Source organism: Mesorhizobium sp. P2_E10, assembly GCF_056404235.1.
In genome coordinates this window covers 158,200-184,822 of the sequence record NZ_JBFUEK010000007.1, presented here as the reverse complement: position 1 = coordinate 184,822, position 26,623 = coordinate 158,200, and the positions used below count along the sequence as shown (strand labels likewise).

At 61.9% G+C, this 26,623-nt stretch carries 24 protein-coding genes and 1 tRNA gene; 14 read left to right on the top strand and 11 right to left on the bottom strand.

The window, feature by feature from the left end; translation table 11 throughout:
* Positions 1-3: 3 nt before the first annotated feature.
* The 3 genes from AC1D0N_RS20285 to AC1D0N_RS20275 all read right to left on the bottom strand — a co-directional run bounded on the left by AC1D0N_RS20285 (position 4) and on the right by AC1D0N_RS20275 (position 2,070).
* Positions 4-678 carry a peroxiredoxin-like family protein gene (locus AC1D0N_RS20285; RefSeq protein ID WP_477246972.1) on the bottom strand — a complete coding sequence of 225 codons (675 nt, stop codon included), beginning with the start codon at positions 676-678 and terminating at the stop codon, positions 4-6.
* A 490-nt stretch (positions 679-1,168) separates the two neighbouring features.
* Positions 1,169-1,243: transfer RNA gene (locus tag AC1D0N_RS20280), tRNA-Val, on the bottom strand.
* Positions 1,244-1,383: 140 nt separating this feature from the next.
* Entirely contained in the window at positions 1,384-2,070 is a 687-nt protein-coding gene (locus AC1D0N_RS20275; RefSeq protein WP_477246970.1) for a phosphoglycolate phosphatase, read from the bottom strand.
* A 149-nt stretch (positions 2,071-2,219) separates the two neighbouring features.
* Between AC1D0N_RS20275 and rpiA the strand changes: the two genes are divergently transcribed.
* From rpiA to gor, 3 genes are all read left to right on the top strand, one after another.
* On the top strand, positions 2,220-2,951 hold the full coding sequence (gene rpiA / locus AC1D0N_RS20270; RefSeq protein ID WP_477246968.1) for a ribose-5-phosphate isomerase RpiA: 732 nt from the start codon (positions 2,220-2,222) through the stop codon (positions 2,949-2,951).
* Entirely contained in the window at positions 2,938-3,537 is a 600-nt protein-coding gene (locus AC1D0N_RS20265) for a DUF2059 domain-containing protein (RefSeq protein WP_477246967.1), read from the top strand. The genes rpiA and AC1D0N_RS20265 overlap by 14 nt, the downstream gene beginning before the upstream one ends.
* Positions 3,538-3,658: 121 nt before the next feature.
* A complete protein-coding gene (gene gor / locus AC1D0N_RS20260; RefSeq protein WP_477246965.1) occupies positions 3,659-5,050 on the top strand; it encodes a glutathione-disulfide reductase in 1,392 nt (463 codons plus the stop codon).
* A 66-nt stretch (positions 5,051-5,116) separates the two neighbouring features.
* Here gor and mgtE read toward each other — a convergent pair whose 3' ends face one another.
* Both mgtE and AC1D0N_RS20250 read right to left on the bottom strand, forming a co-directional pair.
* Complete coding sequence (gene mgtE / locus AC1D0N_RS20255) at positions 5,117-6,481, bottom strand: magnesium transporter (RefSeq protein WP_477246963.1); 1,365 nt, start codon at positions 6,479-6,481, stop codon at positions 5,117-5,119.
* A 394-nt stretch (positions 6,482-6,875) separates the two neighbouring features.
* Entirely contained in the window at positions 6,876-8,762 is a 1,887-nt protein-coding gene (locus AC1D0N_RS20250; RefSeq protein ID WP_477246961.1) for an ABC transporter ATP-binding protein/permease, read from the bottom strand.
* 591 nt (positions 8,763-9,353) lie between these two features.
* Here AC1D0N_RS20250 and AC1D0N_RS20245 point away from each other — a divergent pair.
* The gene (locus AC1D0N_RS20245) at positions 9,354-9,788 is read left to right on the top strand and encodes a hypothetical protein (RefSeq protein ID WP_477246959.1); all 435 of its coding nucleotides are present in this window, start codon (positions 9,354-9,356) and stop codon (positions 9,786-9,788) included.
* Between the two features lies 1 nt (position 9,789).
* Here the strand turns inward: AC1D0N_RS20245 and AC1D0N_RS20240 are convergent, their stop codons facing one another.
* Both AC1D0N_RS20240 and AC1D0N_RS20235 read right to left on the bottom strand, forming a co-directional pair.
* Positions 9,790-10,470: a DsbA family oxidoreductase gene (locus tag AC1D0N_RS20240; RefSeq protein ID WP_477246957.1), complete on the bottom strand. Its 681-nt coding sequence runs from the start codon at positions 10,468-10,470 to the stop codon at positions 9,790-9,792.
* Positions 10,471-10,494: 24 nt separating this feature from the next.
* Complete coding sequence (locus tag AC1D0N_RS20235; protein WP_477246955.1) at positions 10,495-12,315, bottom strand: extracellular solute-binding protein; 1,821 nt, start codon at positions 12,313-12,315, stop codon at positions 10,495-10,497.
* A 244-nt stretch (positions 12,316-12,559) separates the two neighbouring features.
* Here AC1D0N_RS20235 and AC1D0N_RS20230 point away from each other — a divergent pair, with 244 nt between their 5' ends.
* Entirely contained in the window at positions 12,560-13,186 is a 627-nt protein-coding gene (locus AC1D0N_RS20230) for an invasion associated locus B family protein (protein WP_477246953.1), read from the top strand.
* Between the two features lie 83 nt (positions 13,187-13,269).
* Here the strand turns inward: AC1D0N_RS20230 and hspQ are convergent, their stop codons facing one another.
* Both hspQ and AC1D0N_RS20220 read right to left on the bottom strand, forming a co-directional pair.
* Positions 13,270-13,593 carry a heat shock protein HspQ gene (gene hspQ, locus AC1D0N_RS20225; protein WP_477246952.1) on the bottom strand — a complete coding sequence of 108 codons (324 nt, stop codon included), beginning with the start codon at positions 13,591-13,593 and terminating at the stop codon, positions 13,270-13,272.
* A 221-nt stretch (positions 13,594-13,814) separates the two neighbouring features.
* A complete protein-coding gene (locus tag AC1D0N_RS20220) occupies positions 13,815-15,026 on the bottom strand; it encodes a UbiH/UbiF family hydroxylase (protein ID WP_477247196.1) in 1,212 nt (403 codons plus the stop codon).
* Between the two features lie 60 nt (positions 15,027-15,086).
* On the opposite strand from AC1D0N_RS20220, the gene AC1D0N_RS20215 reads away from it, so the two are divergent.
* The 8 genes from AC1D0N_RS20215 to AC1D0N_RS20180 all read left to right on the top strand — a co-directional run bounded on the left by AC1D0N_RS20215 (position 15,087) and on the right by AC1D0N_RS20180 (position 23,344).
* Positions 15,087-16,025, top strand: a complete 939-nt coding sequence (locus tag AC1D0N_RS20215) for a DUF2182 domain-containing protein (protein WP_477246950.1) — start codon at positions 15,087-15,089, stop codon at positions 16,023-16,025.
* A 15-nt stretch (positions 16,026-16,040) separates the two neighbouring features.
* Positions 16,041-16,655, top strand: a complete 615-nt coding sequence (locus AC1D0N_RS20210; protein ID WP_477246948.1) for a DUF1326 domain-containing protein — start codon at positions 16,041-16,043, stop codon at positions 16,653-16,655.
* On the top strand, positions 16,652-17,485 hold the full coding sequence (gene pcsA / locus AC1D0N_RS20205; RefSeq protein WP_477246946.1) for a phosphatidylcholine synthase: 834 nt from the start codon (positions 16,652-16,654) through the stop codon (positions 17,483-17,485). The genes AC1D0N_RS20210 and pcsA overlap by 4 nt, the downstream gene beginning before the upstream one ends.
* 25 nt (positions 17,486-17,510) lie before the next feature.
* Positions 17,511-18,488, top strand: a complete 978-nt coding sequence (locus AC1D0N_RS20200; protein WP_477246944.1) for a quinone oxidoreductase family protein — start codon at positions 17,511-17,513, stop codon at positions 18,486-18,488.
* Between the two features lie 132 nt (positions 18,489-18,620).
* The gene (locus AC1D0N_RS20195) at positions 18,621-20,198 is read left to right on the top strand and encodes an ABC transporter ATP-binding protein (RefSeq protein WP_477246943.1); all 1,578 of its coding nucleotides are present in this window, start codon (positions 18,621-18,623) and stop codon (positions 20,196-20,198) included.
* On the top strand, positions 20,195-21,307 hold the full coding sequence (locus tag AC1D0N_RS20190) for an ABC transporter permease (RefSeq protein WP_477246941.1): 1,113 nt from the start codon (positions 20,195-20,197) through the stop codon (positions 21,305-21,307). The genes AC1D0N_RS20195 and AC1D0N_RS20190 overlap by 4 nt, the downstream gene beginning before the upstream one ends.
* Positions 21,307-22,227, top strand: coding sequence for an ABC transporter permease (locus tag AC1D0N_RS20185; protein WP_477246939.1), 921 nt, complete (start codon positions 21,307-21,309; stop codon positions 22,225-22,227). The genes AC1D0N_RS20190 and AC1D0N_RS20185 overlap by 1 nt, the downstream gene beginning before the upstream one ends.
* A 49-nt stretch (positions 22,228-22,276) precedes the next feature.
* Positions 22,277-23,344 (top strand): BMP family ABC transporter substrate-binding protein, encoded by a 1,068-nt coding sequence (locus tag AC1D0N_RS20180; RefSeq protein ID WP_477246937.1) that lies wholly within the window; start codon positions 22,277-22,279, stop codon positions 23,342-23,344.
* Positions 23,345-23,389: 45 nt separating this feature from the next.
* Here the strand turns inward: AC1D0N_RS20180 and AC1D0N_RS20175 are convergent, their stop codons facing one another.
* Complete coding sequence (locus tag AC1D0N_RS20175; RefSeq protein ID WP_477246935.1) at positions 23,390-24,496, bottom strand: acyltransferase family protein; 1,107 nt, start codon at positions 24,494-24,496, stop codon at positions 23,390-23,392.
* Between the two features lie 237 nt (positions 24,497-24,733).
* Here AC1D0N_RS20175 and AC1D0N_RS20170 point away from each other — a divergent pair, with 237 nt between their 5' ends.
* Complete coding sequence (locus AC1D0N_RS20170; protein WP_477246933.1) at positions 24,734-25,177, top strand: hypothetical protein; 444 nt, start codon at positions 24,734-24,736, stop codon at positions 25,175-25,177.
* A gap of 82 nt (positions 25,178-25,259) precedes the next feature.
* Here the strand turns inward: AC1D0N_RS20170 and rimO are convergent, their stop codons facing one another.
* Positions 25,260-26,573 carry a 30S ribosomal protein S12 methylthiotransferase RimO gene (gene rimO, locus AC1D0N_RS20165; protein WP_477246931.1) on the bottom strand — a complete coding sequence of 438 codons (1,314 nt, stop codon included), beginning with the start codon at positions 26,571-26,573 and terminating at the stop codon, positions 25,260-25,262.
* Positions 26,574-26,623: the final 50 nt, after the last annotated feature.

The window sequence follows — 26,623 nt, the reverse complement described above, 5'->3', positions numbered from 1 at the left end:
CCGCTACTGACCAATATGCGACGCGACCGACATCATGGCCTCAGAGTTCGGGTGGGCGCCCAAGCCGCCATCGAAAACCTCGGAGAACGTCCAGCGAACGACGCCGTTGCGGTCGAGCAGGAACTGGCCCATGAGCTGGCCCACGCCGGTCGCCATCATTTGCTGGTCCGCTTCAGTGATGTCGTAGTTGTCTTTTTTGTTCAGATATTCGAGCGTGGCAAACGGATCCATCGGCTCAGGCATTTCGCCCGGGACGTTGACCCGCATCGCCTTCACATCGTTCATTGAGACCTTGTGCGGCAATGCGCTCTCGCCCTCAGTTATTTGCATATTGGGCAATCCAAAGGCGCGGTGTGAAACGCGCTCCGGATCGGATGCGGCAAGCAAACCAACCATCGGATGGTACCGGAGATAAAGGCGCGCCCGCTCAATGGGCGTGTTCACCACCGTGAGGCTTTCGATGCCCTTTGCGTTAAGGGCTGGTGTAAGCAACGAAACCGTCGCGATATGACGCCTGCAAAACGGACAATGCAGACCTCGATACAGCCCAACCAGCACTGGCCTTTCGCCGCGGAAATCGTCGATAGCTATCTTGCCCTCGCGAGTAATTGCGTCGAGTACGAAATTGGGCGCTCGTTCGCCCAGTTGCAGAGGGCCTACGTCGGTGCGGTCGGACATGCCTGATCCTCCTCGCGGGTCAATCCAGTAACGGAAGCGCGGCGGTGCATTGTAGCACAGAGATGGCGGACGTTGGGGCGCTAACGCCTACCGTGACCCAAAACATGGTCAGCTGGGGTAGTGTGACAGGTATAGCCGCATACAAATGACCGGCGAGTTGTGCTTCCGGGAAAGGGTAGCCACTGCCGACAGCACCCTCGAAGCTTCTCAGAGCCCGGCCCCAAACGGCGATATCGGACGCACTCGCTTTGATCGGCTGCACTACTGCACCTGTCTTTCGAAGACCTTTGCGTAGCAGGATTTGTGGTTATTAGCACCCGCGCTACGCGCCCCCACAGCCACCCACCCAAAGTGGATGCGGCAGTGGAGCACCTGGGAGCGTCGAGTTTTTCCGGCCAAGATTCTCGGGTTGCGCGCCAGTTACGCGCCAGTGCCGATTTTCAGGGATTTCTCTGAAGGCCAAATCATCTAACCATTTCGTGAGGTTAGATGGTGGGCGATGCAGGGATTGAACCTGCGACCCCACCCGTGTGAAGGGTGTGCTCTCCCGCTGAGCTAATCGCCCGCTCGTTGCCCGAAGGCCAAGCGAGCCGCGATATAAGGGAGCCCGGCAGTTGAAGTCAAGGCGCTGTGCGGCGTTGCGACCAGGATCGGATTTGCCGTGGCTTCGACCCTGTTTGCGACGTGATGCTGCCCCTTGCCCGATCAGCGTCCGGCCGCGGCCTTGATCAGCCGTTCCGCCAGGTCGAGCGTCAGCGCATCGAAATGCGAGATCACCGCCGAGGGTTCGAATTCGCTGACGTGGCGGTCGGTGTAGCCGAAATCGACGGCCACCACCGGAATGCCGGCGGCCTTGGCCGTATCGATGTCGGTTTGCGAATCACCCACCATCAGCGCACGATCGGGGTCGCCGCCGGCCAGCGCGATGGTTTCCGTGAGATGGCGCGGGTCGGGCTTGCGGAACGCGAATGTGTCTTGTCCGGCGATTGCCGCGAAATGCTTGGTCAGGCCGAGCGCCTCGATCAGCGCTACCGAATTGGCCTCATATTTGTTGGTGCAGATAGCCAGGAGATAGTCGGCCTTCTCGAATCGGGCGATGGCCTCGACGACGCCGGGGTAGGGGCGCGACCTGCCGGGAATGTTGTCGGTGTAGTGATCGAGAAACAGCTTTAGCAGCCGGTCGTGTTCGTCCACCGCCAGCGACTTCTGCTGCGCGGTATGCGCCCGCTCGATCATCACCCGGCCACCCTGGCCGACAAAGCGCTTGAAGCCGGCTTCGTCGACCGCGGCGAGTTCGCTGGCGGCAAGGCTGTGGTTGAGGCTGTCGAGCAGATCCGGCGCGGTGTCGACCAGCGTCCCGTCGAGGTCGAACACGATGATCGGTCGGGTCATGGCCTGTCCTGTGGAGAAATGCGTTGCCGGCAGGCGATAGCCCTTGCTGCCCATTCAGGCAAGCAGGACCGGTCAGTCCACAGGCAAAGTCTTTGACCACGCGGGCAAAAATGCTACGAGCGCGCAAACAAGCAAGATCCGGGGCATGCATGGATGCGAGGCAACTGAAGGTCGAGGCTGCGCGGGCAGCCCTTGCCCATGTCACCGATGGCATGCGGCTCGGCATCGGCACCGGCACGACGGCCGAGGAATTCGTGCGGTTGCTCGCTGAAAAAGTAGCGACCGGGCTTACCGTCGTCGGCGTGCCGACTTCGGAGCGCACCGCTGTCCTGTGCCGCGAGCTTGGCGTGCCGCTGTCGACGCTGGAGGAAACGCCGGAACTCGATCTCACCATCGACGGCGCCGACGAGGTCGACCCGGCGCTGACCCTGGTCAAGGGCGGTGGCGGCGCGCTGCTGCGCGAAAAGATCGTCGCGGCGGCGTCCAGGCGCATGATCGTCATTGCCGACCGCTCGAAAATGGTCGAGACGCTCGGCCGTTTTCCACTGCCGATCGAAGTCAATCAATTCGGCCTGCGCGCCACCGAAATCGCGGTAGGTGCCGCGGCGCAAAGCCTCGGTCTTTTCGGGCCCGTTACATTGAGGATGACGGGGAGCCAGCCTTTTGTTACAGACGGCGGCCATTTTATCCTCGATGCATCTTTTGGCCGCATTCCGGATACAAGAGCGCTTTCGAATGCTCTCCACGCCATTCCTGGTGTGGTCGAGCACGGTCTTTTCATCGGGCTGGCGTCAGCGGCCATCATCGCCGGCGGCGACGGCATCCAAACCGTCCATGCCGCCCGAAAACCAGGGAGTTCTACCGATCATGATGTTGCATAACCGGGTTCGCAACCTTTCCGCCATTCTGATGGCTTCGGCTGTCTTTGCGTTTTCGTCGCCGGCGTTCTCGCAGGACGTCACCGAAGCACATCTGAAGGCCGCGCGCGCCGCAGTCGCTGCCATCCACGCAACGGACCCGTTCGACAACATCCTGCCGCAGGGCGCCGCCGCACTCGAGCAGCAGCTGATCCAGAAGAACCCTGACATGGAAGAGTTGATCACCAAGACGGTGGCCGAGAAGGCCCTGGCGCTGGCCTCGCGCCGCACCGATCTCGAGAAGGAAGCAGCACTCGCCTATGCCAAGGTGTTTTCCGAAAAGGAACTCACCGACATCGCCGCCTTCTACAATTCCGATGCCGGCAAGAAGCTGCTCGACAACGGCCCGATCGTGACGCGTGAACTGGTGAAGGCCGCCGACATCTGGCAGAACGGCGTCGGCCGCGATCTCGCCCAGCAGGTTGGTGAAACGCTGGCCGCGGCAGCCAAAGCCAAGGCGCCGGCGCCGGCTGACGCCACTGCGCCTGCGGATGGTGCGGCCCCGGCCGATGGCGCGGCTCCCGCCGATGGCGCAGCGCCCGCCAACTGATCCCCTTTTTCGAGCGGCGTTATCGTCACTGGACCAGAAAGCCCGGCTTTGTCCGGGCTTTTCTTTTGGAACTTTGCAGCCTACCTGTGGCGCAAGTTCATCGCGCTTCGGGAGCCTCGTCATGGCCGGTTACGACTACGATCTTTTCGTCATCGGCGGCGGTTCCGGCGGGGTAAGGGCGGCGCGGGTCGCGGCAGCGCTTGGCAAGCGCGTCGGCATCGCCGAGGAATTCCGCTATGGCGGCACCTGCGTCATCCGCGGCTGCGTGCCGAAAAAGCTCTACGTCTATGCCTCGCAATTCCCCGAGCATTTTGCCGACGCTGCCGGCTATGGCTGGACGGTGCCCGAGGCGAGCTTCGACTGGCAGACGCTCGTCGCCAACAAGGATCGCGAGATCAGCCGGCTGGAGGCGATCTACGAGAAGAACGTCAAGGGCGCCGGCGGCGAGACGTTCCATTCGCGCGCCATGCTGGTCGACAAGCATGTGGTGCATCTGCTGGGCGAGGACCGCACCGTCACCGCCGACCAGATCCTCATCGCCACCGGCGGCCGCCCGGCGCCGCATCCGGCACTGCCTGGGCATGAACACTGCATCTTTTCCAACGAAGCCTTTGACCTCAAGCAACTGCCGAAGGCGATCATGATCGAAGGCGGCGGTTATATCGCCGTCGAATTCGCCAACATCTTTCATGGCCTGGGCGTCGACACCACGCTCGTCTATCGCGGCAAGGAGATCCTCTCGCGCTTCGACATGGACCTGCGGCGCATGCTGCACGACACGATGGAAAAGAAGGGGATCAAGATCCTCTGCCACGCTGTCACAGAATGGATCCGCAAGCGCCCGGACGGCCGGCTCGATGCACTGGTCACCGGCGGCAGGATACTGACCGTCGACCAGGTCATGCTCGCCATCGGCCGCATTCCCAACACCGAAAACATGGGCCTGGAAGGCATCGGCGTCGAGCTCGGCCAGACCGGCGCCATCAATGTCGACAAATATTCGCGCACCAACATCGACAACATCTGGGCGATCGGCGACGTCACCAACCGCGTGCAATTGACACCGGTGGCGATCCACGAGGCGATGTGTTTCATCGAGACCGCCTTCAAGGGCAATCCGACCGCGCCCGATCACGAGACGATCGCCACAGCGGTCTTCTCGCAGCCGGAGATCGGCACCGTCGGCCTGTCGGAGGACGAGGCCGTCAAACGCTTTGCCGACATTGAAATCTACCGCGCCACCTTCCGGCCGATGCGCCACACGCTGTCGGGTCGCGATGAAAAGATGCTGATGAAGCTGGTGGTCGACGGCGCCTCGAAAAAGGTGCTGGGCGCCCACATCCTCGGGCCGGATGCCGGCGAGATGGCGCAGCTTCTCGCCATCCCGCTGAAGGCCGGGCTGACCAAGGACGCTTTCGACCGCACCATGGCCGTGCATCCGACGGCGGCGGAGGAACTCGTGACCATGTACAAGCCGACCTACCGGGTGAAGGACGGCGTGCGGGTCGATTGATTTAAAACGCTGAGGGTGTGTTGAGATTCAGGTCAGGCCGGCATCACCTGAATATCAGCACACACCCTACAGCAGCGTGCCGCGCAGGATCACCATCGCCACCGAGAAATAGATCACCAGGCCAGTGACATCGACCAGCGTGGCGACGAACGGCGCCGATGCGCTGGCCGGGTCGAAGCCGATGCGTTTCAAGGCGAACGGCAGCATCGATCCCGACAGCGAGCCGAAGGTGACGATGCCGACCAGCGCTGCGCCAACCGTGGTGGCGATCAGCGGCCAGTGCGGGCCGTAGTCGTAGAAGCCCATATATTGCCACAGCGAGATACGGCAGATGCCGACTACGCCAAGCATGGCCCCCAGCACGAGGCCGGTGGGCAGTTCGCGCAAGGCGACCCGCCACCAGTCGCCAAGACCGATCTCGCGCAGCGCCAGCGCCCGGATCACCAGCGAGGTCGCCTGCGACCCGGAATTGCCGCCGGAGCTCATGATCAGCGGGATGAACAGCGTCAGCACGATCGCCTTTTGCAGCTCGCCCTCATAGCTCTGCATCGCATTGGCGGTCAGCAACTCGCTGATGAACAGCGCGCACAGCCAGCCGCCGCGTTTCTGGATCATGGCGAGAAAGCTCATCTTCATGTAGGGCTCGTCCAGAGCCTCCATGCCGCCGAAACGATGCACGTCCTCAGTCGTCTGCTCGACCATCGTATCGATGATGTCGTCGACGGTGACGATGCCGAGGATCTTGCCGTGGTCGACGACCGGAACAGCGAGCAGATCGTATTTCGAGATCAGCTGCGCCACGTTTTCGCGGTCGGTCAGCGGTGAGACCGTGACCGGCACGCGGTCCAGCGCGACGTCGATCACCAGGTCGTCCGGCTCGCCGGTGATCAGCCGGCGCAGGCCGGTCGAGCGCACCAGGACATGCGTCTCGGGGTCGACGATGTAGATGGCATAGATGGTCTCACGCGTCCGCTCCACCTTGCGGATGTAGTCCAGCGTGCGGGCCACGGTCCAATCCGCGGGAACGCTGACGAACTCCGTCGTCATCAGTGACGCAGCACTGCCTTCGGGGTAGCCCAGAATGGCAAGCAGGGTTGCCCGCAGCGGCGGCGCAAGCCCGCCGAGCAGCTCGGAGCGGGCCGACTCCTCCAGCTCGCGCAGCAGGTCGGCGGCGCGATCGACCGACATGGCGGTGAGCAGCTTGCCCGCCTTGGCGCGGGGCAACGCCTCGACAAGCTCGGGCGCAGCGTCGAGCTCCGGCTGGTCGAAGATTTCGACCAGCCGCTCGAACGGCACTTCACACAGCAGCTCTATCGCTGTTTCGTGAGGCTCCCGGTTCAGGGCCTCGACGACGTCGGCGACGTGGTCGTTTGCAAGGATACGGGCGATCGCGACGGCATCGTCGCCCGCTACGGGGGAAAATTCGTTCATGGTTCACTCCTTGCCATCCGGCAGGACGTGAACCGGTCAGGTCACGTCTAGGCGGACGGCGGTTGCGTTCGACTGTGACTGTCGCCAGGCATGGCGCGGTGACCTTTCTGCTCGCGGGCTAGCGCATGACCCCGAAAATCGGTTTCGATTTTCGGAAAGGATCATGCGCAAATGCTAAGTTTCTACAGCGTCCTTTGCGCGTCCGAAGTGACGCACGGCGCTGTAGGTTGGAATTCTGCGAGCCGGCGCAACATAGGAGCGCGTTTTGCCGAGTCAATCGCGATAGGGGCCGAAAACGCCAGCGAACCGGGCCAATCGCGAGACTGTGATCGCTGTCGGTGTATGGCAACCGCTCAAGGATAGTCTGCGGCGGCCAGAGCCCTTGGCGCCGCTGCTATTTCTGCTTCAGCCGCCGCGAGAATCGCAGCCATTTGTCCTCGGCCGGCCTTGGCTGGGCGAGAATGGTGGTGAGTTCGCGCGGCAGGTTCGGCACCAGCGGCTTCTTGGTGGCGACGCCGTCGGCGATCGACACCACGCTGTGGTAGAATTCGGCCCCCGACAGCGATCTCGGCGCCACCGCCTCATGCATGATGCTGATTACTGTGACATCGGGGCAATTGTCCTTGATCGCCTGGTGGAAAGCGATCTTGCCGTCGGGATCGAGGGCGCCGGTGGCTTCGTCGAGGAACAGCAGCCCCGGCTGCTGCAGCACGATACGTGCGACGACCAGCTTCTGTTTCTGGCCGCCGGAAAGAATCTGATCCCAGTTCTTCCCCTCGCGGTTTTCGTCGGCCATGTGTTCGATGAAATCGCCAAGACCGGCTTTGTGCAAGGCGGATGCGACCTGTGCGTCAGTGTGGTCGTATTCGGAGCCGGGCAGGCAGACCAGCTGCTTCAGCGAGACCTGCTGCAGTTTGACCTCCTGGGCGGCGAAGAAACTGCGCACACCGTCGGGGAAGACGATGGTGCCGCGGCCATAGGGCCACAGGCCGTTGATCGCCTTGATCAGCGAGGTCTTGCCGCAACCGGATTCGCCCTTGAGGAACGTCCACTCGCCGCGCCGGAAGCGCAGATTGGCAGCACTCAGGAACGGCGTGGCGTCTTCGCCCTGATGCGCCAGTTCGAGTTTCTGGATGGTCAGGCCGAAAACCGGGTTCTGGCGGTCGTAGCGGAAATCCGAACGTCCGGTCTGGCTGTAGAACTCCTGCGGATGCTGGACGTTTTGGATCGCATTGGCCAGTTCGGTGACACGCTGGCTGTTGGCCCGCAGCGTGGCGATGGCCGGCATGACATGGATGAACCAGGAACATTGACTGATCAGCGAATTGACCATCTCGGAGCCGGTTATGTAGCCCTTGAGGTCGAAGCCGTTGTGGATGAAGGGCACCAGGCCAGGTCCGTAGGCGACAATGCGGGCGCCGATGAAATTGTAGATCAGCTCGAACGAATTGTAGCTTGTGTTGACGATGTTCAGCCGCGCCCACGTGCGATCGATATCGACATAAAGCTGGCTGTGCATGGTCTTCTGCACATTCTCGCCGTGCGACGCGGCGACATGGAAACTGCGGCGCAGGAAGGTGATCAGCTCGCCGCGATAGCTGCCTTCGGACTGCTGCATCTTGACGTTGAGCCGTTCCAGCAACCTGCCCAGTTTGACCGCGATCCAGGTGTTCAGCGGCACATAGGTGGCGACCGCCACGAAGGCCAGGACCGCGCTGCCATAGCTGCCGAGGAACTCAAGTCCTTTTACTTCGACAGAGTTTGTCAGCAGCGCTCCGCCGACAAAGTAGAGCGAGGTGGCGACGCCCAGGACACCCATGGCAAGGCCGATGGCGCCGCCGGTCATGTCCTTGATCGATTCCTGGACGCGCTGGTCGATGTTGTCGGGAGCGGCGTTGCCGGACGAACCGTGCTGGGCATGGAAATGCGTGTGATTGGGGTCGAGCAGCGCTTCGTTGAACCGGCTGTCCAGCCAGCCGCGCCATTTGCGATGCAGCGTCGCGGAGACAAGGCTGCGGATGCCGGTAAAGCCCGCATCCTTGAGCACGACCAGCAGCACCAGGATGCCGGCATTGGTCAGCAGCGATTCAAGCGGCGCGGTGTTTGCTGCATCGTGGAAAAAGGCGATCGAGTTGACCAGTTCTCCCGATGCTTCGGCGAACCAGACCCCGGACTTGCTGGACAGCGCCGTGAGCAGCGCAATCACCAGCGTCAGTGTCCAGGCTTCCTTCCAGCGGTCCGAGAACCAGTAGGCCCGCATCAGCCCCCAGAAGGTCCGCATCGACGAAACCGGCGTCAGGGACGACGGCCTTGCGGCATCGCCAGGTGTTTTTTCAGGTACTGACTCTTGCGATGGTCTACCGACCCGAATCACGATCCCGCCCAAACCTTTTTTCTTTTGTTACGGATAGTAACACCAATTGATCATTTTCTATTAATTTTCTCCCGGCGACTGTGAACAGGCGCACGCAACGTTGCCGCTGGGCAACAGGTCCGGCTGCGGAGCCTGTATGCGGAAAGGAAATATTGCTATTTATTACAATGGGTTGAGCAGTGGTGAGGCGATCGTCTTTACCTTCCCTTGGGGAAGCTTTTCACACGGTTTTGTGAACCTCTCCGCCTTGCCGGTCAGCCAATTCTCCTCCTAAGGGCTGAGTGGCAAGCCCCCAAATTGGCTGTCTCCAACCACATCAGGAGTACCGTCGTGATCGCTGACCGGCAGCCCTATCTGCCTCGATTCGTTTCGGGCGAAGGGTTCCGGGCGTCTGGGCGATCCGCCAAATCGCACTTTCCCAGATGCACGCCAAACCGCGTTTGACAACGCTGCCATCCGGATCGAACCTGATGCGGCGCATCGGATTGAGGGGCTTCCATGTCTACACGAACATTTTCAGTCGCGACACTTGCTGCCTTGGCCTGGCTGCCTTTGGCGCATGCCGCCGAACAGTCCATTCCGGCGAGTGCCGAAGGGCAGGTCGAGTTCAACACCCCGTCAGGCAACATTGGCTGCATCTACACGCCCAAGGGCGGCACCAGCACCTATGAGCCTCAGGACGGTGGTCCGGAACTGAGTTGCTCGCGCGTCGAGCCAAGCTACATCACGGTTATCTTGGGACCGAAGGGACCAGCCATATTGATCAAGAACCCCGGCGAGCAAGGCTGCTGCAGCGATGTCGCCAAGCTGGCCTACGGAAACAGCTGGAGCAAGGGCCCGTTCAAGTGCGAGTCGTCAACTAGGGGGCTGACTTGCACCGGCTCCAACGGCCATGGCTTTTTCGTCAGCAAGGCCAAGGTGACGGTGAACTAGTTCAGCCGGTCTTTTCCAGTTCGCCCTTCGCCTTTGCCGCAGCAACCTGGCGGATGGCGTCCGCCAGTGTGTCGGCGTCCTGTGCTCCCATCACCGCATATTTGCCTTCCAGCAGGAAGCACGGCACGCCTGTGATGCCCATGCGTGAAGCAGTGGCGATTTCGGTGCGCACCGCGTCGACATCGGCGTCGGTCGGCAAAAGCGTCTCCACCACGGCGGCATCCATGCCGGCTTCGCGGGCGGCCTCGATCAGCACGGCATGATCGCCGATGTTGACGCCTTCCTCGAAATTGAGCTGGAACAGCCGGCGTACAAGCCGGTTCTGCACGGCCTCGCCGGCCGCACCCGCCCAGCGGATGACGCGATGCGCGTCCAGCGTGTTGGGCGCGACCTTGATGGCGTCGAAAGCGAAGTTGATTCCCTCCGCTTCGCCCAGCGGCTCGATGCGGGCATGGATTTCGCGGATGCGCTGCTCGCTGCCGAACTTGCCCAGCATATATTCGCGGCGATCCTTGCCTTCGGGCGGGATGGTCGGGTCGAGCTGGAATGGCCGCCAGCGTACATGCACATCGATATCGCCGGCGGCGGCAATCGCCTTGTCGAGCCGCTTCTGGCCGATGAAACACCATGGGCAGACGACATCGGACACCACATCGACGGTGATCGAGTTCAGTTCGCTCATTCCTTGATCTCCTGTCGAGGAAGTTCAGTTCGCCTTGCGCCACCAACTTGGCAGTTCATAGCCGGCCAGGGGAGTCTTTTGCGGATGTTCCAGATAGTTCCAGTAGGCAATCCATTGCTGCGTGTTGTGCTGCATCGGCACCACATAGTTGCCCGAGATCAGCAGCCTGTCGAGGACGCGGACAGCAGCCACATAGTCTTCGCGGCTGCGGGCATTGAGCATTGCGTCCAGCGCAGCGTCCACCGCCGGGTCGGCAACGCCGGCAAGGTTGAAGGAACCTTCCGCCTTGGCGGAAGCGGATCCCCAGCGCCCAAGCTGCTCGATGCCGGGCGACAGCGAGTTGTTGAAACCGCCCGAGCCGATGAGGACGTCGAAATCGAAACGCTGCTTGCGCGACTGGATCTGGTCGCCCTCGAGGCCACGGATACCGACTTCGATGCCGATTTTCTCCAGCGTGCGCTGATAGATGGCGGCAAGGCGTTCCTCGTCCTGCGAGGACGTCAGGATCTCGAACGCGAAAGGCTTCCCCTCGGGATCGAGCATCACGCCGTCCTGAACGGTGTAGCCCACGCTTTTCAGCAGATCGAAGGCGGCCTTCAGCACCTTGCGGTCCTGGCCCGAGCCGTCGGTGACTGGCGGCCGGTACGTGCCGTCCATGACGTCGGCCGGAACGCGGCCGGGGTAGGGCGCCAGCAGGGCCTTTTCCCTGTCGTCAGCCGGATGGCCGAGCGCGGAAAGTTCCGAGTTCTGCCAAAAACTCATGGTGCGCGTATATTTGCCTGCGAAGAGGTTCTTGTTGGCCCATTCGAAGTCGTAGAGCATGCCGAGCGCGCGCCGTACGGTGGGGTTGGAAAACTTCTGCAGCCTGGTGTTGAACAGGAACCCGGTGACGACAGGCGGAATACCGGTGTCGAAGGTCTCGGCGACCACATCGCCCTTGTGGAAGGCTGGGAAGTCGAGATCGCGCTCGCGCTTGACCGGATCGCTCTCGTCGTCGATGGCGCAGATGCCCTTCTTGAACGCCTCAAGCTTGGCGTTGGCGTTGAGGAAATATTCGATGGTGATCTGGTCGTAATTGTCGAAGCCGCGCTTGGAAGGAATGTCCTTGCCCCAATAATCCGGGTTGCGCTTGAACACGATGCGCTGGCCGGGCTGCACTTGCGCCACGGTGTAGGGCCCGCTGCCGATCAAGGGTTTCAGCGTTGTCTTGTCGAAGGTCTCCTTGTCGAAGGCGTGCTTGGGCAGGATCGGCGTCAGCGCGATGATCAATGGAGTCTCGCGGTTGGCCTTGTCGTTGAAGGTGAAGCGCACGCTGTGGTCGCCGGTCTTTTCGAGCTTGGCGATCAGGCTCATGCGCTGGCTGTAAGGCGGCCGGCCCTTGTCGGTGTAGACGTCGTAGGTGAACAGCACGTCTTCCGGCGTCACCGGCTGGCCGTCCGACCATTTGGCCTTGGGATCGAGGTGGAATTCGATGCTCTTGCGCTCGGGATCCATGTCGGCGCTTTCGGCGAGCAGGCCGTAGAGGCTGAAGGGCTCGTCGTCATTGCGCTTCATCAATGGCTCGAAGACGAGATTGCCGTAGTTCTGGTCCATCATGCCGCGCGCGGTGGTGCGCAGGCTTTTCAGGATGAACGGGTTGAGATTGTCAAAGCTGCCGACGACGCAATAGGTGATGCTGCCGCCCTTCGGCGCGTCGGGATTGACGTAATTGAAATGTGCATAGTCGGCGGGCAGCGCTGGCTCGCCATGCATGGCGATCGCGTGCTTCGGTTCTGATGCGGCCGGCTGGAGCGAAAGGGTGAAAAACGAGAGGGCGGCGATCAGCCAAACAAGAACGCGGTCCATGACCGTCTCCTTACTGGGCGGCTTGATGATTCGCAGTGCACCCTAGAGCAAAGGATGGTCAAGTTGAACCATTCCGCCGGCCAATCGCACCGCCAAGAATTCCAGGCGCCGGGCTGGATTCGGCCGCACATGCAGTGTAACACGCCGTCCAAAGTCATCCTGTTGCCTCAATTCGGCAACAGGTAGCTGGACCGCACGGCACGAAAAAGCCGGTCCTGAGATCATTTGAGAGGAAGCGCACGACATGACGAGCCTGAACAGCAACGCGTACCGCCTGACGGTCATGGCCGCAGGTGTGGTCGGCTTTCTGGGCGCCGAACTTCCCGCCGCTTCCGCACAGCAACAGCAGATTCCACAGGGCTGGTTCAAGGCCTGCACCAAGCAGGAAGATGTCGACATCTGCAACGTCCAGAACATCACCACGGCCGGCAACGGCCAGCTGGTCACCGGCGTCAGCTTGATCGAACTGAAGGGCAAGGTGAACCGCAAGGTGTTCCAGGTAACGGTTCCGTCCGGTCGTCTCGTGCCTCCCGGCATCGGCCTGCAGATCGACGCCAACAAACCGGTGAAGCTCGACTACGTGGTCTGCTTCCCCGATCGCTGCGTCGCCGAAGTGCCGTTGACCGACCAACTCGTCCAGTCCTTCAAGAAAGGACAGGCGATCACGCTCACCTCGATCAATTTCCAGAGCCAGCCGAACCCGATCAAGGTTGCGCTCAGCGGCTTCAGCGGCGCCTTCGACGGCCCGCCGCTGCAGCAGTCCGACATCGAGGACCGGCAGAAGAAGCTCCAGGACTTCGTTGCAAAGAACAACCAGGATTTCGCCAAGAAGCTCAAGGACGAACAGGAGAAGGCGAAGGCCGCCAACTGATCGACCGACAGTCCAGGATTTAAGAAGAAAGCGGGGTCATGCCCCGCTTTTTTCGTTCCTGCCCATCTTAATGTCTGGCCGTATCAATGCTTGGATTGGCGTTTCGGCTCGTAGCGACCGTCCGGCCGCTTGTCGAACATCTCGCCGATCTGCGGATGCCGCACCGGCTCGCCCGACTGGTCCTCGAGCAGGTTCTGCTCGGACACATAGGCGATGTATTCCGTTTCCGAATTCTCGGCCAGCAGATGGTAGAAGGGCTGGTCCTTGCGTGGCCGCACATCCGCCGGGATCGCCTCGTACCATTCGTCGGTGTTGGCGAATTGCGGATCGACATCGAAGATCACGCCACGGAACGGAAACAGCCGGTGGCGAACCACCTGTCCGATCGAGAATTTGGCTGTCTTCATCTTACTCACCACTTAAGTCCTAGAGCGCTATGCGTCCTTTGGAAGGGTCAAAGACGCTCTAAGGCTTTGAATCTACGCAACACGCTGCCAAAAATCGAGCCCGACTTTAGGGCTGATTGCCAGTCCTATTTGGCGCAGACACCACATCAATTCAATCCCGACGCGATTGACGCCTCGTTAAGCTACGCGCCGAATGGATCGAAAGTTTTGGCACAGGCCTGCTAGCGTCGGGCCGGCCTTCGCAAACCGCCGGCGAGGGCAGCAAAGCCGCTGCCGGGCCGCAGCCCCTCGCGCATGAAGAAGGCGCGCAGCGGCGCGAAACTGCCGAGCACGCCAAGGCCGGCGCTGCGCGCCATCTGGGCCGGGAGCATGTCCGAGAGCAGCGACATGTTGAGCAGATTGACCGCGCCGCTGCGCGCCAGAATGTCGGGCCGGCGTCTGGAATCGTAAGCCGCGAGCGCTGTCGCTGCTCCTGGATCAGAGCGATTTTCGCAAGCGATTCCAATCAGGTCGTCGATGTCCCTGATGCCGAGATTGAGGCCTTGGGCGCCAATCGGCGGAAACACATGCGCGGCCTCGCCGACCAGCGCCACCCGGTTCCGCGCGAAGCGCCCGGGCGACGCCGCCGAAAGCGGGTAGATCTGCCGGCCGGGTTCGACAGTCACGCGGCCGAGCATCGATTGCATCTGCTGTTCGACCCGCTGCGAGAGCGTGGCATCGTCGAGGGCTGCAAGCTCCTTCGCCGTCTCCGGCTTCACCACCCAGACCAGGCTGGAGCGGTTGCCGGGCAGCGGGACCTGCGTGAACGGGCCGGTTTCGGTGTGGAATTCGGTCGAGGTGAAGGCGTGCTCGCTGCGATGGCCGAAATTCAGCACCAGCGCCGCCTGCGGGTAAGAGCGCACGGATGCGTGAATACCCGCTGCCTCGCGCGCCGGCGACAGGCGCCCGTCGGCCGCGACCGCCAGCGACGCGGTAACCTCGCTGCCGTCGGCGAGGGCGGCATGGGCACTGTCGGCGTCGAGGCGCCATGTCTGCACCATCGATTTTCGCCACTCGATGCCGGCATGGGCGGCAACCGCCTTGGCAAGTGCCGGATTGAGAACGCTGTTGGGCAGATTGAGCCCGAATTGCTCCTCGTCGATTTCCGTGGCGCGAAAGGTGACCACCGGGCTGCGGATCAGCCGGCTGGTTGCATCGATGATGCGCATCACCTTCAACGGCGCCGCCTTGGGCCTGATATCCGCAAGGACGCCCAATCGCTCGAGGATTTTCAGGGCCGGGTTCATCAAAGCGGTGGTGCGGCCATCGGGGCCGCCTGCCTCAGGTCCGACGAGCGTGACGGGAAAGCCAGCCTCGGCAAAGCCGAGCGCCGCGATCAGCCCTGCCGGGCCGCCGCCGGCAACCAGTATCCGCGCTGTCTGCTGATGGTCCAAATTCGGTTTCCGCATCACGATGCAGGCACGTTCGGCCTGCTGATGGATATAGGTCAGATCATGCGGCTTGATCAACGCGGCGATTCGGCTCATTCGATTGCCATGACCGGCCAGGATCATGATTTCAGCCATCTCGACCGTGCCGGTCGCGCCACGGCGGGCGTTGCGCGCAATCCGCGGCTGGCGATCAACATCATCCTCGGCGCGGGCATCCTGCTTGCCTGGCTGCTGCTCGGCAGCATCGCGATCCGCAGCGCCGAAAGCCGGGTCCCAGGCACCGATGCACCCGGAGATTCCATGCTGAGATACCTGCCGCATCTGCCGCTGCCCGATTTCCTCGATCGATTCTTCGCGCTTTGCCTTACGCCTGCGACGCTTGATGGAACTGTCGGCACAAGGGCGCTGGCGCTCATTGCCATGTGGTTCCTGATGGCTGTCGCGACCATGCTGCCGTCGGCGGCGCCGATGATCCGAATTTATTGCGAGATCGCCGACACGGCGCGGATCAAGGGCGAACCGGTCGTCCATCCGCTTGTTCTGGTCGCCGGCTACCTCGGCACATGGCTGGTCGCCGCAGCAGGCTTCGCGGCTCTGACGCTTGCCGTCCATGCTTTCGCCACGTCAGTGCAATTGCTGGCTCCAGTGGTTGGGCTTGCCGGAGCGGCCGCCTTGCTGGTTGCTGGCCTCTACCAGTTCAGCGGTCTCAAGGAGGCCTGCCTGACGAAATGCAAAAATCCGTTCTCGATCCTGTTCGCGAACTGGAGTGCCAAGCCTGTGCGCATTTTCCAACTCGGCCTGCAGCAAGGCGTGTGGTGCCTCGGCTGCTGCTGGGCGCTGATGCTGGTGATGTTCGCCGTCGGCACCATGAACGTGTTCTGGATGGCACTCATCGGCCTGTTCACCCTGATCGAAAAACAAACGGCGGGCAGGCTTCCAACTCGGCTGGCCGGTGCGATACTGCTTGTCTGGGCCGCCGCCCTGCTAGTAGTCTCGGCGTAGGGGGAGAGAATTTCGATGGCAGATCACGGCTGGGCAATGAAAGGAGAGCTCGTACTCTCCTGCAATTGCACGGTTTTTTGCCCTTGCGTGCTGTCTCTCGGCAACCATCCGCCGACCGAGGGCTATTGCCAGACCTGGGCGGGATTCCGCATCGACGCCGGCCATTTCGGCGAGGTCGACCTGTCCGGCCTCAATCTGGGGCTGATCATGGAAATCCCCGGCTATATGAGCCGCGGCAACTGGACGGCCGGCCTGTTCATCGACCAGCGCGCCTCGGTCTATGCCGTCAAGGCGCTGACGAAGATTTTCACCGGCAGGGCCGGCGGGACCACGTCGCTGCTCTCCATCCTTGTCGGAAAGTTCCTTGGTGTCGAGCAGGTGCCAATCACCTATGAGACGCGTGACAAGACGCGTATCTTCCAGATACCGAGGATCATCGACGGGGCGGTGACGCCGATTCCCGGCAAGGATCGCGAGAAGGATACGGTGATCGCCAACTCGGAATACTGGATCGCACCGGAAATCATCGTGGCCAGGTCCGAAAAGAGCAAGCTGCGGGCTTTCGGCCGCAACTGGAATTTTGCCGGCCGCTCGGCCGAAATCTGCAAGCTGGACTGGCGGGGCCCGTGAGCAAGAACACAACGGCAAGGAAAACGGCCAAGAAAATCGCGGACCGGATTCCAAGGCCGAAAAAGAAAGTCACCTGGCCGCAGGCGCGTGCGTTTTCGGTCCATCTCTTGACTGCATCGGGTTCGTTCCTGGCATTCCTGTCGCTGGTCGCGGCGAGCGAGCAGCGCTGGACGGCGATGTTCTGGTGGCTCGGCCTGGCACTGTTCGTTGATGGCATCGACGGACCTATCGCCAGGAAGCTCGAGGTCAAGGAAATCCTACCGACATGGTCGGGCGAAATGCTCGACAACATCATCGACTATGTCACCTATGTGCTGATCCCGGCCTTCGCGCTTTACCAGCGCGGCTTCATGGGCGAGCGGTTGTCGTTCCTGTCGGCGGCGATCATCGTCGTGTCGAGCGCGATCTACTACGCCGACACCGGCATGAAGACCAAGGAGAACTTCTTCAAGGGTTTTCCGGTGGTCTGGAACATGGTGGTGTTCACGCTGTTCGTCATCGAACCGGGACAATGGGTTTCTTTCGCCATCGTCGTGGCGGCCGGCATTCTCACCTTCGTGCCGATCAATTTTATCCATCCGGTCCGCGTGGTGCGGCTGCGGCCGCTCAATCTCGGCATGACGCTGCTATGGTGCGCTTTTGGCGCGCTCGCGCTAGCGCAGGCCGCCCTTGCCGCCTTCTACGACCAGATCGGCGTGTTGGGCGAGCAGGTCAGTGTCTTCACCAAGGTCGGCATCACCTTCACCGGTCTTTACCTCGCTTGCATCGGCGGTATCATGCAGTTCTTCCCGGCGCTTGGCGCCAGGAAAGATGATCCCGACAAAGCCTGATCCTGATTCCAAGAAAGCCTGTTCAATGTCCAAAGCAATCCGTATCCACGCCCATGGCGGTCCGGAGGTTCTGACCTATGAAGACGCAGATCCCGGACAACCCGGCGCCGGGCAAATCCTGATCAGGCACACGGCGATCGGCCTCAACTTCATCGATGTTTATCATCGCTCGGGCCTCTATCCGCCGCCTGGCGGCTTCCCGCTGACACCGGGCAGCGAAGCCGCCGGCGTTGTGCAGGAAGTCGGCCAAGGCGTCGACTGGCTGAGACCGGGCGATCGCATCGCCTATGCCGTCACTGTCGGCGCTTATGCCGAACAGCGTGTGATTGCCGCGGACCGTGTGGTGAAGGTGCCGGATGGCATCAGCGACGAGGTGGCGGCGGCCATGATGCTGAAAGGCATGACGGCGGAATATCTGCTGCGCCGCACCTTCAAGGTGAAGGCGGGCGACACCATCCTGTTTCACGCCGCCGCAGGCGGCGTCGGGCTGATCCTCGGCCAATGGGCCAAGCATCTCGGCGCGACCGTTATCGGCACCGCTGGCACCACCGACAAGATCGAACTCGCCAAGGCGCATGGCTTCGACCATGTCGTCAACTATCGCGAGCAGGATTTCGTCGCCGGCGTCGCTGCTATCACCGGCGGCAAGAAATGCGATGTCGTCTATGATTCCGTCGGCAACGACACGTTTCCCGCTTCGCTCGATTGCCTGAAGCCTCTCGGCACGTTCGTCAGCTTTGGCCAGTCGTCCGGACCGATACCGCCTTTCAGCATGTCGCTGCTGGCGCAAAAGGGCTCGCTGTTCGTGACCCGACCGACACTGTTCGTCTACAACGCCACACGCGAAGCCCTCGAGACCTCCGCCAAGGCGCTGTTCGACATCGTGCTGAGCGGCGCCGTCAAGATCAAGATCAACCAGCGCTACGCACTCAGGGATGCCGGCAAGGCACATTCCGACCTGGAGGGCCGCAAGACGACCGGGACCACCATTCTCATCCCTTAGTCCCCTAGCCTTGCTATCCCTTGAGTTTCCGCTGAAATTCTTGAAGCTCTTTCAAGTCGTGTGCCGCTTTCCGACAGGAGCCGGCCGCGCCTACCATGCTTGCGGGAACACAGAACATATCTGGCAAACCAGATGGGAGGCACTGTGAGTGCAAATCAGGACGACGCGACCTTGCTTGAGGTTCGCGGGCTCACCAAGATATTCGGCACGCTGACGGCGTGCGACCATGTCGATCTCAACATCGCCAGGGGTGAAATCCACGCGCTGCTTGGCGAAAACGGCGCCGGCAAGTCGACGCTGGTCAAGATGCTGTTCGGCTCGCTCGAGCCCAATTCGGGCGAGATCTTCTGGAACGGCCAGGCGGTCAGGATTTCCAGCCCGGGCCTTGCAAAGAAACTCGGCATCGGCATGGTTTTCCAGCACTTTTCGCTGTTCGAGGCGCTGACGGCGGCCGAGAACATCGCTTTGTCGCTGGATGACGGGTCGCCAATCAGCACCATCGCCGCCAAGGCGAGGGCGCTCTCGTTCAGCTACGGTCTGCCGCTCGATCCGGAATCGCTGGTCGGCGACCTCTCGGTCGGCGAACGCCAGCGCATCGAGATCATCCGCTGCCTGCTGCAGACGCCGCAGCTCATCATCCTCGACGAGCCGACATCGGTGTTGACACCGCAGGAAGCCGACAAACTGTTCGAGACGCTCGAGCGTTTGCGCTCGGAAGGAAAGTCCATCCTCTACATTTCGCACCGGCTGGAAGAGGTCAAGCGCATCTGCGACCGCGCCACCGTGTTGCGTCATGGCAAGGTGGTCGGCCATTGCAACCCGCGCGAGGAAACCGCCTCGTCGCTGGCCCGTATGATGGTCGGCAACGAAGTGCAGGCGGTGGTGCGGGCGCCGGCGGAGGGCATCGAGACGGCCCAATCGTTGCTTGAGATCCGCGCGCTGAGCCGCAAGCCGGCGACGCCGTTCTCGATCCCGCTGAAGAACATCAATCTCAATGTGCGTGCCGGCGAGGTGATCGGCATTGCCGGCGTGGCCGGCAACGGCCAGGGCGAATTCTTCGAATCCGTCTCCGGCGAGGTGCTGCAGCAGGACATCGCCTGCGTGCGCATCCGCGGCAAGGATGCGGGTGGCCTCTCGATTACCGGCCGTCGGCTCATCGGTGCTGCCTTCGTCCCCGAAGAGCGGCTGGGCCACGGTGCCGCGCCGCGCATGAAGCTTTCGGAAAACCTGCTTCTGTCGCGCCACGCCACCGACGGCAAGGTTTTCGTCGGCGCCGGAGGCGTGGTCAAAAGCGCCGCGATCTACAGCGCTGCCCAACGCATCATCGAGGCCATGGACGTGCGTAAGAGCGCGCCGGACCCCGAAGCGGCAGCCCTTTCGGGCGGCAATCTGCAGAAATTCATCGTCGGCCGTGAGCTCGACCGCAAGCCCAGCGTCATGGTCGTCAATCAGCCGACCTGGGGTGTGGACGCCGGTGCAGCCGCCCACATCCGCCAGGCATTGATCGAGCTGGCGCGTAGCGGCTCGGCGGTTCTGGTCATCAGCCAGGACCTCGACGAGCTGTTCGAGATATCGGATGCCATCGCGGTCATGCACAATGGTGAGTTGTCAAAACCGTTGCCGATCGCCGAGGCCACTTTCGAGAAGATCGGACTGCTGATGGGCGGCGCCGAGCCCGGCCACGCCGAACATGTTCTGGAGATCGCATGATGCGCCTCGAACTCGTCAAACGCCCGCAGCGCTCGATGCTGTTTTCAGCACTGTCGCCCTTCATTGCCTTCGTGCTGACGATGATCGCCGGCGCGGTTCTGTTCGCGTTGCTTGGCGTCAACCCGCTGACTGCATTCCAGATTTACTTCATCGAGCCGATCAGCCAGGTCTGGCAGCTGCATGAGCTGGCGATCAAGGCAGCACCGCTGATCCTGATCGCGGTCGGCCTGTCGGTCTGCTACAAGGCCAACATCTGGAACATCGGCGCCGAGGGCCAGTTCATCCTCGGCGGTATTTTCGGCTCGATCATTCCGGTGCTGTTCCCTGAGTTCGAGGGCCCCCTGGTACTACCGATGATGCTGCTGTCCGGCATGGTTGGCGGCGCTGCCTATGCGGCGATCCCTGCCTTGCTGAAAACACGCTTCGGCACCAACGAGATCCTGACCAGCCTGATGCTGGTCTATGTCGCCCAGCTGTTCCTTGACTGGCTGGTGCGCGGTCCGTGGCGCGATCCGCAGGGCCATGGTTTCCCGCAAACGATCCAGTTCAACGACTCGGCCGTATTGCCGGAATTGATGCCGGATGCCGGACGGGCAAACTGGGGCTTTGTGTTTGCGCTGGTTGCCGCGGTGCTGATCTGGATCCTGATGAGCCGGCTGCTCAAAGGCTTCGAGGTCCGTGTGCTGGGCTCCAGTCCACGGGCAGGGCGCTTTGCCGGCTTCGGCCTCAACCGCATGGTGTTCTTCGCCTTCCTGTTGTCGGGCGCACTGGCCGGTCTTGCCGGCATCTCGGAAGTCTCTGGCGCCATCGGGCAATTGCAGCCGGTGATCTCACCCGGCTACGGTTTCACCGCCATCATCGTGGCGTTCCTTGGCCGGCTCAATCCGCTCGGCATCGTCGCCGCCGGTCTTGTGCTGGCACTGACCTATCTCGGCGGCGAGGCGGTGCAAAGCGCGCTCGGCATCTCCGACAAGGTGGCGCGGGTGTTCCAGGGCATGCTTTTGTTCTTCGTGCTCGGCTGCGACACGTTCATTCACTACCGCATTCGCCTGATCGGCTTCACCGCACCAAAACTTGAAGCCGCACCGAAGCTGGAGGAGGCCCGCTGATGGACATCGTCGTCAACATCCTTTTGACCGTTGCCACAGCGGCGACGCCGCTGCTCATCGCGGCGATCGGCGAGTTGGTCGTCGAACGCTCCGGCGTGCTCAATCTCGGCGTCGAAGGCATGATGATCATGGGCGCGGTCGGCGGCTTCGGCGCCGGCTACCTCACCGGCTCGCCCTGGATCGGCCTTTTGGCGGCAATCGCCATGGGGGCGGTATTCTCGCTGCTATTTGCCGTCATGACCTTGTCGCTGGCCACCAACCAGGTGGCGACCGGCCTGTCGCTGACGCTGCTCGGCCTCGGCCTGTCCGGCATGATGGGAACCAGTTTCGTCGGTCAGCCCGGCGAGCGGCTGCCCAATCTCGATATTCCCGGCCTGACCTCGATCCCCATCGTCGGCAGGCTTTTTTTTGGCCAGGACCCGATCTTCTACATCTCGATCGCGCTGACCGCTGCCGTCATGTGGTTCCTGTTCAAGACCCGCACCGGGCTCACGCTGCGCTCGATCGGCGACAGCCACACCTCGGCGCACGCGCTCGGCATCCATGTCATTCGCTATCGCTATCTCGCAGTGATCTTCGGCGGCGCCTGTGCCGGCCTCGCCGGCGGCCACCTGTCGCTGGTCTACACGCCGCAATGGGTAGAGAACATGAGCGCCGGCCGCGGCTGGATCGCGCTGGCCCTGGTCGTGTTCGCTTCGTGGCGGCCGTGGCGGGTGCTGGCCGGCGCCTATATCTTCGGCGCGGTCTGGATCGGCCAGCTTCATGCACAGGCATTTGGCATTCCGGTCCCTTCGCAGCTGCTTTCTTCGCTGCCCTATCTGGCAACCATCGTGGTTCTCGTTCTAATCTCGCGCAACAAGCGTCTGACGATGATGAACACGCCGGCTTCCTTGGGGCAGCCATTCGTTCCGGATCGTTGACAATAAAAACAAACGGGAAGCTCCAAGGCTAACACAGAGAGGTAACACAATGAAAAAACTGCTTATTGCCCTGATGACCACGACCGCCGCCGTCTCGCTGGCGGCGTCGGCGCAAGCCGCCGACAAGCTCAAGGCCTGCTGGGTCTACACCGGCCCGATCGGCGATTTCGGCTATTCCTACCAGCACGACCAGGGCCGTCTCGAAGTGGAAAAGGCGCTCGGCGACAAGGTCGAGACCGCCTATCTCGAGAACGTCTCCGAAGGCCCTGACGCCGACCGTGCTTTCGAGCGCCTGGCACGCGAAGGCTGCAAGATCATCTTCGGCACGTCCTTCGGCTTCATGGATCCGGAAGTGAAGGTCGCCAAGAAGTTTCCCAAGGTGATGTTCGAGCATGCAACCGGCTACAAGACCGGTGACAATCTCGGCATCTACAATGCCCGTTTCTATGAAGGCCGCTATGTGCTCGGCCAGATCGCCGCCAAGGAATCGAAGGCCGGCGTTGCCGGCTACATCGTATCCTTCCCGATCCCCGAAGTGGTGATGGGCATCAATTCCTTCATGCTCGGCGCGCAATCGATCAACCCGAACTTCAAGGCCAAGATCGTCTGGGTGAACTCCTGGTTCGATCCAGGCAAGGAAGCCGACGCCGCCAAGGCGCTGTTCGACCAGGGCGCCGACATCATCGTCCAGCACACCGATTCCACCGCTGCCCTGCAGGTGGCGGAAGAGCGCAAGCTGCACGGCTTCGGCCAGTCCTCCGACATGATCAAGTTCGCGCCGAACGCCGCATTGACCTCGCTCACCGACGAATGGGGTCCGTACTACATCAGCCGGGTCCAGGCCGCACTCGACGGCACCTGGAAGCCCGACAATGTCTGGCTTGGCATCAAGGACGGCGCCGTCAAGCTCGCTCCGTTCACCAACATGCCCGACGACGTGAAGGCGATGGCCGAGGCAACGTCGAAGAAGATCGCCGACGGCTGGAACCCCTTCACCGGGCCGGTCGCCAAGCAGGACGGCACGCCGTGGCTCAAGGACGGCGAAGTCGCCGACGACGGCACGCTGCTCGGCATGAACTTCTATGTGAAGGGCGTCGACGACAAGCTGCCGCAGTAAGCCGGCAACACATCGAACGGGAAGGGCGCCGCAAGGCGCCCTTTTTCATTCTGCGGGTTGGGTGCCGGAAGGGGTCGGACGAAACCGCACCAGCACGGCATCGACCGCTTGGCCGAGCCAGATCTTGACCATGCGTTGGGCCGGTCGTTCGAAATGGTGCCAGATCGCCCACGAAACCTGGAGCATGAGAGCGACGCAGCCGAAAGCGGCGACCCATTTTCCGACCACAGGTGCCACGGCATTGATCGCGAGATAGCCGATGTTCTGGTGCAGGAGGTAGAGCGGGTAGGTCAACCCGCCCAGCGCCAGCGTCAGCGCGGACGGCCTGACACGGTTGCGCAACAGAACGCCGCCGATCAGCGCCGTATGCATGACGACATTGGCGGCCACGAGATGGGTCTGCGAAACGGCCATGCCATATTCATTGAGCATCCAGTGCTGCGTCACTGACAGCGTGCAGCAGGACAGCAGGAAGGCGGCCGCGAGCAGCAGCAAGGCTTTGGGCGAGCGGCCATGCGCATGGATGTGATGGACCAGCAGGCCTGCCGCGAAGAAGGGGCCGAACTCGGTGATGAACAGTAGCCTCAGTGCGCGACCGTCGACGAAGAACTCGTTCAGCGCTGCGATCGCCAGCCAGATGAGGATCAACTCCAGCTTCCATTTCTGGAAAACCCCTGACAGCAGCGCGAGCGTCACCCAGCCGTAGAAAACCAGCTCGAGCAGGATCGACCAGTAGACGCCATCCATGAAAGGCTGGCCCAGCGCCGGCGCGAACATCGACAGATTGGCGCCATATTGGCGCAAGGAGGTTGAGAACAGTGGCGCACCGACAGTGATGATAATCGCGAAGGTGATCGTCATGCAAAGCAGGAAGCCCGGATAGAGGCGGGCGAAGCGCGCGATTGCAAACTGTTGCCAATTGCGGTTCTCCGCCGACCAGGCAATGACGAAGCCGCTGATCAGAAAGAACAAATTGACGCCGAGATAGCCGTAGATGGCGACCGGCGCCACTGTCGGATAACCCTCGGCGAGAACGCCGCCGGCGGCGGAGCCGCGAAAGAAATAGTGGAAAGACACGACAGCCAGCGCCGCGGCCAGCCTCAGCAGGTCCAGCGTCGCGATGTAATCCGGCCTGCCAGGTTTGGTGTTCATCCGAGTTTCCGCATCCTGGAAACCATAAAGCAGGTCGCGGCCAAACAGGGTAAACGGCCGCAACTATCGCGAAATGTGGTAAATCGCGGTCTTTTCGTCGGACCGAGCGCCCGGCGCAATGTCTGCAACCCGGCTCCGTGACCGCCTTCACAGACGCATTTGCCTTTTACTTACATGTTCATTTTGCGGCCTGACGAAACTCGGCCGACGTTACTAATTTGAGCAGGAGAATGTCTTATGCAATTGAGCAAAAAACTCTTAGCCATTATCGGTAAGCGCATTCCCGCGATCTACGACGTCATCCCGCACGGACCACAGTGGCGGCTTGCGCAAATCGCACTCAATCCCCAGCCGCTCCCGCCTCACGAGCTGGGCGCTGCGATCGCCGACGAATTCGTGCGCTACGCATGGGGCGCCGAGCGAGGCGGGCTCGACATGAAAGCGTTGTTGAGCGACCTTGACGATTGGTGCCCCACGCGACCGAAGCTGCCGAAGCTTCCCCCGTGGTGGCCGCCCATTCCGGAGCCCGAGCCGCATCCCGAATGGTTCGTGGACTACCATCTGGGATTTGCCGCACGGCTGTCGGTGATAGCGGCCGGCTCGGCGGGCACGCGGCTGGACAAGACCCTCAATCAGGTCATCGATCGGTCCCTGGCTGCAATCGAGCAAGTGAAGCTCTGACGAAACGCTGCCAAAACGAGGGCGCCGCAAGGCGCCCTTTCGGCAGCTTGCGATCCCGCAGGGACTTGGCGAACCGGTTGATCTAGACCGCTGAACCGTAGAGATCGTAGGCGTCGGCGCGATCGATTTTGACGGTGACGATGTCGCCTTGGCGCAGCGGACGCCGCGACTGGATATGCACCGAACCGTCGATTTCGGGCGCATCGTATTTGGTCCGGCCCTTTGCCGACGTGCCATGCGCCTCGTCGATCAGCACCGGCAGGCGCTTGCCGACCTTCTTGGCCAGCTGCGTCGCCGAAATCTTCTGCTGGCGCTGCATGAAGCGGTGCCAGCGCGCTTCCTTGATCTCTTGCGGCACCTGTTCGAGGCCGAGATCGTTGGAACGAGCGCCCCTGACCGGCTCGTATTTGAAACAGCCAGCGCGGTCGATCTTCGCCTCATCCAGCCAATCGAGCAGCATTTCGAAATCCTCGTCCGTCTCGCCGGGGAAACCGACGATGAAGGTCGAGCGTATGGCGAGATCGGGACACACTTCGCGCCAGCCACGGATACGCTCCAGCGTCTTTTCGCCATGCGCGGGACGGCGCATGTTCTTCAGCACCTGCGGCGAGGCATGCTGGAACGGGATGTCGAGATAGGGAAGGATCTTGCCCTCGGCCATCAGCGGGATGACGTCGGCGACATGCGGGTAGGGGTAGACATAATGCATGCGCACCCAGATGCCGAGCTTGCCCAGTTCCTCCGACAGATCGAGGAACTTAGCCCGCACTTCGCGGTCGCCGAACATCGACGTCTGGTACTTGATGTCGATGCCGTAGGCGCTGGTGTCCTGCGAGATGACGAGGATCTCCTTGACGCCGGCCTTGGCCAGTTTTTCCGCTTCGCGCAGCACATCCGCCGCCGGCCGCGAGACGAGATCGCCGCGCAGCGCCGGGATGATGCAGAAGGTGCAGCGGTTGTTGCAGCCTTCCGAAATTTTCAGATAGGCGTAGTGGCGTGGCGTCAGCTTCACGCCTTGCGGCGGCAACAGGTCGATGTAGGGATCGTGGCTGGGCGGTGCCGCCTCATGCACCGCCGCCATCACGCTCTCGTAGGCCTGCGGGCCGGTAATGGCGAGAACGTTGGGGTGCCGTTCGCGGATCACGTCCGGTTCAGCGCCGAGACAACCAGTGACGATGACCCTGCCATTTTCCGAAAGTGCGGAACCGATGGCGTTGAGCGACTCGTCGCGGGCCGAATCGAGGAAACCGCAAGTGTTGACGACGACCAGATCGGCGCCGTCATGCTTGCGCGCGATCTCGTAACCTTCGGCGCGCAGGCGCGTGATGATGCGCTCCGAATCCACGAGGGCCTTCGGGCATCCAAGGCTGACGAAACTGACGCGAGGGGCAGACATAGCGGTTTTCCGGGTTTTCAGGATTGGCGGCGCAGTACCACACTTATTGC